The sequence below is a fragment of the Akkermansia sp. UNK.MGS-1 genome, assembly GCF_000980515.1.
GTDB lineage: Bacteria > Verrucomicrobiota > Verrucomicrobiia > Verrucomicrobiales > Akkermansiaceae > Akkermansia > Akkermansia muciniphila.
Map to the genome: position 1 here is coordinate 197,712 of NZ_LBCB01000011.1, position 11,155 is coordinate 208,866.

Below are 11,155 nucleotides of genomic sequence, written 5' to 3' on the forward strand. Positions count from 1 at the left end.
TTAATTTTTGAAATTATTTAATCTTGCCACTTTAATTATCAAATTTCTTTCTTGAATGGTATAGATGACTTGATTAGAAAGCGCTTCTATTTGTTCCCTATTTCCTTCGATTATTTTTTCACAAAGATTATCTATAGTGTTATTTAGAGTAATATCTATATCTTGTGTCTCGGGATAGGTTTGAAGAGGGCTGTTGTTTAATGCATCAAAGCAACGATTTAACAATTTTTTGATATCAGGATCTTTGATTTCGCGTGTTTTTTGTTGGATCTTGTTAATTAAATTTTGTTTAAAAAAAGAAGATTTTTTTTGATTTTGCAAAGATGCAGTAGTTGAATCATTTGCAAGTACCGTCATAAGCTGTATAACAATGAAAAGTGCCAACAAGATGCTTTGGATGATTAACGGCCATTTCATGCTTTCCGGATTTATGAATATGCAAATAATAGCAGCAATAAGTTCTACAAAGAAAAATGTTGTACTTTGAATCCACAGACTTCCTATTAGAACTGCCGAGGAGGATCCTTTTGCAAATATCGGAGTGGCACATAGGCAGAGGTATGCAAAAGTTGCAAATCCATATGAGCACCAAGATGCGTTTGTGTGTTCGACTCCTTCAAAGAAGAAAATCATATTGAATACAGCAAAAAACACCAAATGTATGATGATTTTCATTAATGTTTTTTTCATGGTTGTTGATTTTATAAATTACTCATAATTTCATCCACTTTAGCGTCGTATTTTTCTTGAGTAATAAGACCTGCATCAAGTAGTTTTTTTAGTTTGCCTAATACTTCCATAGGATCTGACTGTGCTGGTGTAACAGGAACTTGTTGCTGTGAAAAAGTAGAAGAACTCATTGACGCAAAGGCGCTTCCTGCAGCTAAGCCAATGCCAAGCCCCGCCCCTGCTCCAGCGAGACCACCGGCTCCAGGATTGACTGCAATATCTTTAAGAAGTTCTTGTTGAACGGCTTGATTGTAACGAGCGTCGGCCACGTTGGCTGCAGCAACACGCCTGTCTATATATTTTTTCCGTTCTTCTGTTTCATCGATTGTTAGATTATAGAAGGAAAAATTAACTAGTTCCAAACCATATTCATGGAACAATTCATCAAAGGAGGGTTTCAATTCTTTTGAAAAACTTTTCAATTGACTTGAAATAGCATTGATAGAGCGATTCATTGAGATATTTTCCAGAGTTCTTCCTACAACATCGCTGATTTCTTGAGAAATCTGAGCTCTGAAAAGCATGCTTAAGTCATTTACTGTATAAATACTTTTATCCCCCATTAGACGCATAAATGTTTGAATGCTAGCATTATCGTCTTCACGGATATTGAATCGAACCCGGAATTCTCCTGCCCCTCGAATCAATGTAGGTACTCCTATTTCGCCCCGCCCTAAGAAGAAATCTTGGATTTCAATGGCGCTAGATGTGCCCCAACTTACATTTTGTTCAGAAGTGCTGACGTGATATGCCTGACAAGTAAAAGAACTCATTCCGCCTGTCAGCATGTTTCTGATTCGAGTGAAAACCGGGTAATTTTCTGTTTTTATTTCATGACGACCGGACGACAGTGTTCCGAACAATTCGCCATTTTTAATAAAAATAACCTGTTCGTTAGGAGCCACGGTAATGATTGATTCTGTGTTGAAATCTTCACGGGGATCAAGGTAAATGAGAGTGTTTGTATCATGATCTCGCTGTATGGATTCCATGACATTCTTGCTCCCTCCGGCAAAATTTGTTTCTTTTGAATTTCTATTAAATAGTCCCATATTGCTGGATATTATTTTTTATAATTAAAATGCATTGTAGGATAAATTCGATCATCTCTTCTTGCATGTCCATGTATTGTTCCCTACTGCTTTTCTTGCAGGAGACGGCGGTTAGGGGCAGGAGTACGACGCAGATGCCGGAGATAATTTTTTCATGAGCGTATGCGGTTATTTTTTATGCTGTTTTTGGATTCTCAGGAGTGTTTGTGGTGAACAGGCCGCGGACCGGATTCCCGGCCCACGGCTGGTGGGCAGCAGCTTAGAAGCTGTAGGAGGCGTTGAGGTTGACGCTCTGGTTGGTTTGTCCGCTGCGGACTTCCAGCGTGTACCAGGCGCCTGCCTTCCAGTTCCGGTTGATTTGCCAGCCCAGGCCGGCGCGCGTCATCAGGGCGTGCCTGCCGGGAGCGTGTCCCCGGCCGGTTACGGATTGCCCGGCAGCCCAGGTGCGGGTGTACGGGTTCCTGCGGGCGATGTCCCCTACATAGGCCACGCTCAGTTCCGGCAGGAGGGCCTGGCCATTGCTCAGAGCGCACACGGATTTGAGGGTGACGCCCACGGGGACGCTCCATGACTGCAGGCCGCCGTTTCCGAAGGAGCGGCTGCCGCCGTCAAAGGTCTCTTCAATGGGGCCCTGGGTTCCGTACATGTAGGTAATGCCGGTGTAGGGGGACACGGTAAAGGTGTCGCTCGCGGCAATGTCCCAGTTCGCCAACAGGCCGAAGGCGTAAACGTTGTCATCCCAGCTGGCGCGACCGGGCCGTCTCGTCTGGCGGGAGCCGCCCACGTGCGTTCTGGCTGTGTGGTCAACGCTGCCGTAGGAGAAGTAGCCGGAGAGGTTCAGCTCCTGGCCCCGGGCAAGTTCCTGGCGGACGTTGCCGTACAGGGCGAACATGAAGGATCTCTGTTTATCAGAGAGTAGAGAGTTATCACTCTTGTGCGTTCCGAACATCTGGCCGAACGCGGCTCCGACCACGGCGTTTTTGCTTACGGCTGCATCCGCGCCTACGGCGTAGCCACCACCCTTGTAAGAAAAGCCGCTCAGCGTTCCTTCAGAGGACATGGAGGTGAAGTAGCCCAACCCGGCACCCCACAGGCGGGAGGATCTGACCCCGGCCATTCTGCCCTGTTCATTTGCCGTACGGGCAAAGGAGGCGACGGAGGATACGCTGCTCCAGAGGGTGTCCGCCAGCAGCGCGGCGTCCTGGGCCGCCAGGCCGCCTGCGGCGGCAGTATTCAGCTTGCCGGAGAAGGTAAGAACCCCTGTTTCCGGGTTCCATTCCAGAACTCCGCCGTTTTCCAGCAGGCCGGTTTCTCCGGTAAGACGGAGCTGTTGTTCCAGCTCGGCAGTTCCGGTGATTTCCTCCGCCTGGAGCAGGTTCAGCGCAAAGGACTCGGACCCCGAGGCGATCAGGCCGGAGCCGATGTTCACCTCAATGGTTGGCGTCCCATTGAAAGACAGGGTTCCCACGGTTGCATGGGAGTAGGTTTCCGCCATGCTCATCCCGGAGCTGAAGGGGGTTGTTCCGTTGACGGAAAACGCCATCCCGGAGCCTTCTTCAAATGTCAGGCCGTTGAAGCTGGCTGCTCCATGAATGTTCAGGCTGCCTCCCTGCTGGACGGTGACTGAATCGAAAATGCCGCCGCCGGAAAGGGACGCGCCATGTTGCACCAGAATCATGCCGACGGTCTGGCCGCTGTTGCTCATGCTGCCCTGGAGGGAGACGTTACCTTCCAGGGAGCCGGTATTGCGTAACAGGGCGCCTTCCGCCACGGTAATTTCCTCCGCCGTCAGATTCCCTGTGTTCGCCAGAGCGGACTGGCTGTTCAGGGTAATCTCCGCAACATGCAATGTGTTGTTGTTGGTCACGGCACCGCCGGAGTTTACGGTGAGGGTGCTTCCCTGAATGGCACCGTCATTGATGAGGGCGGCACTGGTTTCTCCGTTATTGAGGGAAGAACCGACGATGATGCTCGTGTTTTCGTGCCCCAGTGTGGCTGTTTCCTTAACGCTGGCCAGGCCGCTGCGGACATTCAGGGAGGCGATGTTGTACCTTTCCCCGACCAGGTCAACGGCGCCGCTGTTCAGAGAGCCGCCGCCGCTGCCTATGGCGACGCCTCCGGCGCTGCCGCCGCCGGTTCCGTCAATGTCGTAGCCGATCTTGGCGTCTCCCGTCAGATTGCCCGTCAGGATCAGGCTCTGGTCTTCATTCATGACCAGCAGGCCGTCTGTACCTTCCAGGAGCGTCTGATTGGTGAGCGGCGTGTCTTGGGGGAGGCCGGTCACGTCCAGCGTGCCGCCCAGCAGATGGACGCGCTTGCTCAGATCTGTGATGGATTTTTCTTCTCCGGTACATACATAGATATCGTCTTCACCGGGCGTGGGAGGCGTTTCTCCTCCCGCCAGTTTCAAGATGACGCCCCATTTCCCGTCAGTCAGGATTGTTTTTGTCAATTCCGCATTTTCCAGCGGGTTGAAGGTATTTGCCCAGGCGCCCGTGCCGGCGTCATAAGTTTCCGTCCAGCTCTGGAGAGTCCAGTCAGAGATATTTCCGATGAAGTTGTCTCCTGTTTCTCCATTGAGCCGGAACAACGTCAGGGTTGCTCCGTCTTCCCCGATCAGGCCGGCATATTCGCTGCTGAGGTTGATGGTGGTGGAACCGGAGACGGAAAGCGTTCCGGCAATGTCGATCCCGTTGAAGACGGCTGTGGGATTTCCTCCATGGTTTTCCGGGGAGAGCCAGATGGCGGCGTTCTCCAAAGTCAGATTTCCGTCCACGGTTAACGCGTAACCCTTATTCTGGGGGCGTATCCGCAGATCCGCTCCCGTCATGGAGACGGAGGGAGCCTTCAGGGTCGCCCCCGTGCCGTAGTAATGCTCCAGAGAGGAACCTTCGTTGAAGACGATATTGCCTGCGGCATTCAGGATATTGCCGTCGCCGTTGAACGTCACGTTGGAAGATTCCTGGACGGTGAAACCGCCTCCCGTTGTGACGGAGGAACCGTTCTGAAGTTCAATCCAGCCTCCGCCGTTCAGAACGGCGTCCCCTCCAATGTTCAGCGTTCCCTTGTAGAGATGGGCATATCCGGATGACGTGAAGTTCCCTCCCGCCGTCATGGCTGCCTGGCTGATCCGCAGGTTGGCGCCGCCTTCAAACGTGGCGTCACGGTCAATATTCAGGGTTCCGTTATTGGATAGCTCTGTGAGAGAATTGTTTTTTGCAATATAGTTGCCGCCTGTGAAATCACCGTTTAAAATATTCAGAATGGCTCCATCCGTGACTTTCAGGGAACCTCCATGAAGAGTGAATTTGCCGCCGACCTTGAAGGAAGAAGTCAGGGAGTCTTCCAGGCAGCTCCGGAACGTTGCTCCGGTTGCGTCCAGCCCCAGCGTCTGGAAAATAGCCGTTAAATCTTCTTCCGCATATTTGCCGGAAAAGATGATGTCCCCGGTTCCCGTCACGGTATTGCCGTCGCTGTCTTCATAGCGGTTCAGATCAAAGTGGACACTACTCGCGTTGACGACGGGATCGTAGAAGGTGATGGTCCCGCCGTTCGCCTGGGTGGAAAGTTCAGGAGTACCATTGATGCTGTTGAGTACGGCTCCGGTGAGATTCCCTTCCCCGTCGTATTGTTTTACATAGTTGCCCCGGAATTCAACGGTTTCATTGTTGACGATGGAGACGGTTCCTCTGCTGGCACAGATGGCCCCACCTGCGCTTCCTGAGCTGTTGCCTGTGAAGGAGACCAGTTTATTTTCTGTGAAAGAGATGCCTACGCTTGAGTTGGCGCATATGGCTCCCCCCTTTCCTTTAGCCGTGTTGTCTTCAAAGGAGATGGTGTCATTTTTTTGAAAGATGATGCGATCATTGCCACCATTGTTAATGGCGCCGCCGTCATTTCCTGAGGAGTTGTTAATGAAAGATAGTGCTCCGTTTTTCTGGAACACAGGTATTTGGTTGCTGTAGCCTAGCCCATGCAGGGCGATGGCCCCTCCGCTGCCTGTCGCGGTATTGTTTTCAAAGGTAACCTTGGCATTGTCGCTGATGTCAAATTGGAAGTCTTCACTATTATAATGAGTATAGATGGCGCCGCCGTGAGCATTTTCCGGCTGCCAAAGCTTTCCAGTTGCGTGGTTGTCGTTGAACTTAACTTCCTCCTTTGTGTTGGTAATGCTTAGGCCTGCGGCGTAGATGGCGCCGGCGGACTGAGCATTGTTGTCGGTAAAGACAACCTGGTTATTTCCGTCAAATTGGACAGTTCCGCAAGTGTAAATAGCTCCTCCGACTGAGCTGTAGTTATCAGAAGTACTATCAAGGGCGGTTATCGAGTTATTCAGGAAGATAATGTTGTTATTGTCTTGAAACGTGAATACATTCCCGCTTCTTCCGGAAATAGCTCCTCCTTGCGCGCCGGCATGATTTGATTCAAAACGGATTTCTCCGAGATTGTTTTCAAATGCCAGCCCAAGCCATCCACCAGCTATTGCTCCGCCGTCATTGGTTGTTGTGTTGTTGATGAATTTGATGGAGCCGGCGTTACCTGAAAATGCCACCTGTCCCTTGGAGTTGCCATAGCCCATTGGAATTACACTAATTGCTGCTCCATTACTCTTTTCAATGCTGTTATTGAGGAATTCTATGGCCTGATTATTCTGAAAGGATAAAAGTAATGTAGGGGGATCGGACGAATTTAAATCATAATAAAAGCGACGGCTGTTATTACTGAAAGACAGCGTTTCTTCAGAGTTCTCGAAAAGATCGGTGCCCATGGACGGGGATATGCCTGCAACCGGAAGGAGCAGGGAGAGCAGTGTTCTGCGGAGAGTGATAGGGAGATGTAATTTCATGGCGTTCTGGAAAATTGGAAGTTACAGGTAATAGAAAGGGAAAACGATGAGCGAGGGAGCCGCGCGCCTTTCGGCGCGCGGCTGTATGAAGACACCGCAAGAGGATTAGTTGCCTTTGACGGTGGTGGTGTACTTGCTGATGACGCCAAGGATGTTTTCACGTTTGACGTCCACGCTGGAGACCGTGCTGATGCCTCCCTGGGCCTTGGCGGCGGAGACGGAGGAATCGCCCACGGCAACCAGACCGAGGTAGGAAGTAGCCGTGGCCACCCCGGTGCGGGAACCGGAGGAGCTGGTGACAGCGACGGGGTCTGACACGTTGGCGTACAGCATTCCCATGGGCCGGTCTGAAAGGCCGCCGCCGCAACTGCAGAGAAGGGCGGAGGATGAGAGCAGAATGAGGAGTTTTTTCATGATTGGATTTCAATTAATTGTTTTGACAGGCCTTCTTTTGACGGGAGGTTCCGTGCAGCGTCATGCAACTGTGGATGCCCAAAAAAGAAGACCCGCTTTTACGGATAGCGAATTTGGAATTCGCTATGACAGGTTCATTCGCGCGCTGATGAATCATGGGAGGAACGATGGATTCGTCCCCCTGCCATTCACCGGTTGCGATAGTTACAACCCCATCAGAATCATGTTCTCCATATCTTGGTTCCCGTTCTATTCACGAAGCAGTTCATCATTCCCCTTACATGCAGAAACCGTTCTTCAGCATTATTATCCCGGCTTATAATCTGGAGAATTATATTGCTGCCGCCCTTCAGTCAGTACTGGTTCAAACATTTCAGGATTTTGAGATCATCATCGTGGATGACGGTTCTTCCGATGAGACCGTTTCCATCATCCAATCTTTTCATGACCCCAGAATCCGCCTGGTTTCCCAAGTTAACGGCGGCGTGTCGCGGGCGCGAAACGCAGGGATGAAGAAGGCCGTGGGGGCTTACATCGCTTTCATGGACGGAGACGATTACTGGTATCCCGAGCATCTGGAGCTGGCAGCCGATTTTTTCAACCGTCATCCGGAGATATTGGCCTATGCCAACCGCTACATGAGGGATGAACTGGCGGCCATCCCGCCGCGCCCTCCATCTTATCCCGAATCTATCCGGAGGCTGGGGATACGGGGAGTGCTTTTCATGAATTCCAGCAGTGTAATCCTGAATTCGTTTCTTGCGTCCCGGCTTCCCCCCCTGGGAAGAAGCGATGCCCTATGGGGAAGACGGCCTGTACTGGACACGGTGCATGCGGGGGACAGGCCTGATCGGGCTGGGAGGCTCCGTCACCTCCATTTACAGGCAGAGAGCTTCTTCCGCCATGCATAATGAGCATTACCAGCATATCTCCCTCCACTCGCTCATTGCGCCTCTGCTGAATGAGCTTGAAGCCATGAAAAATCCCAAATGGCAATTTGCCGTTCATTATCTGGTCATCAGGGAATTGCATCCCAAAAGACTGTTATCGCTCAACGTAGAGGAACGGATTTCCCTGACGGGCAGAATCAGGAAAATCATGCACCCATGCCTGAACCGGCCGTTTTTGGACTCCTATATGAAAGCGTGTTCCGCAAGAGCAGGCATGGAACAATCATTTTCCGCTCTCATGGACAGAACCATGTTCTCCTGCAAATGGCTGGACCGCCTGGAAAGGATGGGACGCTTCCTGTTTTTCCGGTTGCAAACCAATAACGGAACAGAGAGCAAACACCAAGATCCAGTCCGTTCACGATCATGAATATCGTATATGCTACAGACGATAACGGCGCGCTGGGAACGGGCGTGAGCATTGTGTCCCTCATGGAGAATTTGCCGCTCGGCGTTCATGCCGATATTTACATCATGACTGACGGGTTAAGCGGGGATAATACGGCCCGTTTCCATTCCCTGCAACAGGATACAATCTCCATTTGCACTTCATTGACATGAAGGATAAATATACGGATTTCCCCGTCGGTTCCAAATGGTCGGCGGCGACGTATTACCGTCTTGGCCTCGCAGGGGAACTTCCCGCCACGGTAGAACGCGCCCTTTACGTGGATATTGATACCATTTTCAACAGGGACATAAGCCCCATGTATGAATCCGAATTCGGAGATTGCCTCATTGCCGGCGTTTTCACCACGGAAGATTTATCCGAGGAATCTTTTTCACGCTGGAAGAGAGAAATGAATCTGGACCGGGACTCCATTTACATCAATGCCGGCGTCATTCTTTACCATATCGGAAGAATACGCGAAGAACGTTTTGAATCCCAGGTTTTATCCTGGGCGAAAAACAATATTCACCGCCTTTCCTGGCAGGATCAGGATATTTTGAATGTATGCTATCAGCAGCGTATCCTGTTGCTTCACCCCATGTGGAACATTTGCGACGGGGCTATCTGGTCCATTCGTTGGGAAGGCGTGAAAAGCTTCAGAAATAATCCCCTGAAGCCGGCAGACCTGCTGGAAGCCGCCAGGCGGCCGGGCATTATCCACTACTGGGGCCATCCCAAACCCTGGCATCCCAACAGTATTCGCCAGGATTACGGATTGTTCTACAAGTATTGGAAGAAATCTCCGTGGAAAGATGACATCAGGGATTTCCGGAAGCAAAACGATACCGGCCGGATGTTCATCTCCAAAATGAGATGCCTCCTGGGAAAGGGTAAACGGCTTTTACAGGGCAAGCATCAATAGAAATACGGAGGGAGGGCTTTATATTTTCCTGATGCCCAGCCTATTTACTGCGTCGCCTTTTATGGGGAAATGCCAGAGCCGGCTATTTTTTAACAAGCCGACTTAACTCCCCTCCGGAATTTTCCCGAATCCGGGAGAAACCGTCCGCATATGCCTTCAGGAACGCCTCAACGTTTTATGCCTGATGATTTTTCCGGAGTTTTATCAATAGTAAAAAAATCATTCATTTATGAAAGTTGATACCATTAAGGGAAGTTCCTATGTCATGACCTGTACAAAAGCTTGTACTGTAAGCGCCATTTTCAATTCCGGAGAGACGTCCATGCTTATTCTGGAAGCAGGGGAAAAAGGGCAATACGGTTTTGCGGCCCCGACGGACGCCATAGAAGTATCCGATGAAGACGCTTTGATCACCCAGGTTTTCAAAACAGCCGTTCCAGGGCTGCCGGGCCAGAACGGCATCAGGCAAGGAGAAAATGCCGAATTAAAAAATCTGACGGCTGAGTCCGGGACTTTTGCAGGGGCCGTCAACGCCAACGGAGGCATCAATATCCCGCTGACCGTGGGGGCGGCAACGGATACGTCAGCGGTCAACCGCCTGTACGCCGCCGGGCTGGCTGCCGTGACGGACGCTTTTTCCCTCAGGTGCTATCCGCTCCCGGCGGATTGCTCGTCTTCCAACGGGACGGTTTTCAAAACAGACAAGGAACCCAATTCCCTTTATTTCAATGTCCCTCCCAATTCCTCTTTTACCGTGAAATGCGGCCTCGTGACCAACGCGAGGCCCATGCACAATTATTCCAGCATCCGGGGGTGGGTGGCCCCGCTGCGCCTGCCGTCTGTCAGCGCTAAATTCACGACCAGGTTCGGCCAGATGAAAACGGTCGTGCGCATGGGAAGGGACAGGGACGCATTTACGCTGGTGCCGGATCAGGCGGCGGGCGGCTACAGGATTGGGGAGATTATCGATATTACGTTTGATCATGTCCGGGACGCGGCCGCAGGGGGGTATCACATTCGTGTCCGGGAGATTTATTATTCCAATGCCGAGCAGAAATGGAAGATGAAGACGACGCAGGCCCTCGCGCCGGAGACGTCTTCCAATAACGGTTATCCCGTCTGCGTGTACGCGGTGGTTTACGAGCAATACCAGGACGGAGGATATGATACCGAAGACAGGGGAGCGTTGTGGCTGCTGCATGGCGGGAATTCCACCCGCGGCTGCGTCAAGATCGCCACGGTGAGGGGAGTCCATTGCTTTGAGAATATTTATCCCTTTTCCGGATATTATCTTGATATGGAGAATGCCAACAGCTGGGCGTTGGCCGGAGCGTTCCTTCCGGCGACGATGCACTTGCATTGCAATAATGTCAATCCGGCGTATTACGGGTTTTCCTCCATGGAGAGCAATATCATTGTCTCCGAGGCGGTGGAGGATTTTGTTGACCCGGAAGCCGAATAAGAAACGACGGAAGAAACGACTACCGAAGATTGAGCATGAATAATTCAGAGATACAGATACAGTTTCCCCGGCCCGGCGAGTGGGGAGAATTCACCCTGACGGCCATTTATCAGGACAAGGGCGGTTATAGACCTCCGGCGCGCTATACGCAGGACGAGATACCAGCGGAACAGACCCCGGCCATGCAGGCCGTCGTTGCCTCTCTGGTGGGCATGGGTGAGGACTGGCAGGCGGTGCAGGTGTGGGCACGGCTGGGAAAAGATGTCCTGACCCTTGCGGAGGATGGTGCCTATACAATGATTGATGCGGTATCTTTGACCGTTGAGGCCGTCCATGCGGAGACCAAAGGCCGCAGGATTTTTACAGTCTCGGACTACCCGGCTTTTATC

10 protein-coding genes are annotated in these 11,155 nt (G+C 51.3%); 6 read left to right on the forward strand and 4 right to left on the reverse strand.

The genetic code is table 11. The features are described 5' to 3' along the window. The 4 genes from WW58_RS07565 to WW58_RS07580 form a co-directional block, all read right to left on the reverse strand. On the reverse strand, positions 1-690 hold the full coding sequence (locus WW58_RS07565; RefSeq protein ID WP_146023941.1) for a hypothetical protein: 690 nt from the start codon (positions 688-690) through the stop codon (positions 1-3). Between the two features lie 11 nt (positions 691-701). After that, positions 702-1,721, reverse strand: coding sequence for an SPFH domain-containing protein (locus tag WW58_RS07570; protein WP_046436620.1), 1,020 nt, complete (start codon positions 1,719-1,721; stop codon positions 702-704). Between the two features lie 319 nt (positions 1,722-2,040). Beyond that, positions 2,041-6,360, reverse strand: a complete 4,320-nt coding sequence (locus WW58_RS07575) for an autotransporter outer membrane beta-barrel domain-containing protein (protein ID WP_046436622.1) — start codon at positions 6,358-6,360, stop codon at positions 2,041-2,043. 372 nt (positions 6,361-6,732) lie between these two features. Then, positions 6,733-7,041: a TRL-like family protein gene (locus WW58_RS07580; protein WP_022197627.1), complete on the reverse strand. Its 309-nt coding sequence runs from the start codon at positions 7,039-7,041 to the stop codon at positions 6,733-6,735. A 281-nt stretch (positions 7,042-7,322) separates the two neighbouring features. Between WW58_RS07580 and WW58_RS07585 the strand changes: the two genes are divergently transcribed. The 6 genes from WW58_RS07585 to WW58_RS07610 form a co-directional block, all read left to right on the forward strand. Further along, a complete protein-coding gene (locus tag WW58_RS07585) occupies positions 7,323-7,952 on the forward strand; it encodes a glycosyltransferase family 2 protein (protein ID WP_180975864.1) in 630 nt (209 codons plus the stop codon). Then, positions 7,945-8,361, forward strand: coding sequence for a hypothetical protein (locus tag WW58_RS07590; protein ID WP_046436624.1), 417 nt, complete (start codon positions 7,945-7,947; stop codon positions 8,359-8,361). Before WW58_RS07585 ends, WW58_RS07590 begins: the two co-directional genes overlap by 8 nt. Further along, positions 8,358-8,552: a glycosyltransferase family 8 protein gene (locus WW58_RS07595; protein ID WP_046436627.1), complete on the forward strand. Its 195-nt coding sequence runs from the start codon at positions 8,358-8,360 to the stop codon at positions 8,550-8,552. The genes WW58_RS07590 and WW58_RS07595 overlap by 4 nt, the downstream gene beginning before the upstream one ends. After that, complete coding sequence (locus WW58_RS07600) at positions 8,549-9,304, forward strand: glycosyltransferase family 8 protein (RefSeq protein WP_046436629.1); 756 nt, start codon at positions 8,549-8,551, stop codon at positions 9,302-9,304. Before WW58_RS07595 ends, WW58_RS07600 begins: the two co-directional genes overlap by 4 nt. 229 nt (positions 9,305-9,533) lie before the next feature. Continuing rightward, positions 9,534-10,766, forward strand: coding sequence for a hypothetical protein (locus WW58_RS07605; protein ID WP_046436631.1), 1,233 nt, complete (start codon positions 9,534-9,536; stop codon positions 10,764-10,766). Positions 10,767-10,801: 35 nt separating this feature from the next. Next, positions 10,802-11,155, forward strand: a 354-nt coding sequence (locus tag WW58_RS07610; protein ID WP_046435453.1) for a hypothetical protein, incomplete at its 3' end; no start/stop codon positions are given.

Coding starts and splice junctions, on each gene's coding strand:
- WW58_RS07565 (WP_146023941.1), bottom strand. CDS start 690: ATGAAAAAAACATTAATGAAAATCATCATACATTTGGTGTTTTTTGCT.
- WW58_RS07570 (WP_046436620.1), bottom strand. CDS start 1,721: ATGGAATCCATACAGCGAGATCATGATACAAACACTCTCATTTACCTT.
- WW58_RS07575 (WP_046436622.1), bottom strand. CDS start 6,360: ATGGGCTATGGCAACTCCAAGGGACAGGTGGCATTTTCAGGTAACGCC.
- WW58_RS07580 (WP_022197627.1), bottom strand. CDS start 7,041: ATGAAAAAACTCCTCATTCTGCTCTCATCCTCCGCCCTTCTCTGCAGT.
- WW58_RS07585 (WP_180975864.1), top strand. CDS start 7,323: ATGCAGAAACCGTTCTTCAGCATTATTATCCCGGCTTATAATCTGGAG.
- WW58_RS07590 (WP_046436624.1), top strand. CDS start 7,945: ATGCATAATGAGCATTACCAGCATATCTCCCTCCACTCGCTCATTGCG.
- WW58_RS07595 (WP_046436627.1), top strand. CDS start 8,358: ATGAATATCGTATATGCTACAGACGATAACGGCGCGCTGGGAACGGGC.
- WW58_RS07600 (WP_046436629.1), top strand. CDS start 8,549: ATGAAGGATAAATATACGGATTTCCCCGTCGGTTCCAAATGGTCGGCG.
- WW58_RS07605 (WP_046436631.1), top strand. CDS start 9,534: ATGAAAGTTGATACCATTAAGGGAAGTTCCTATGTCATGACCTGTACA.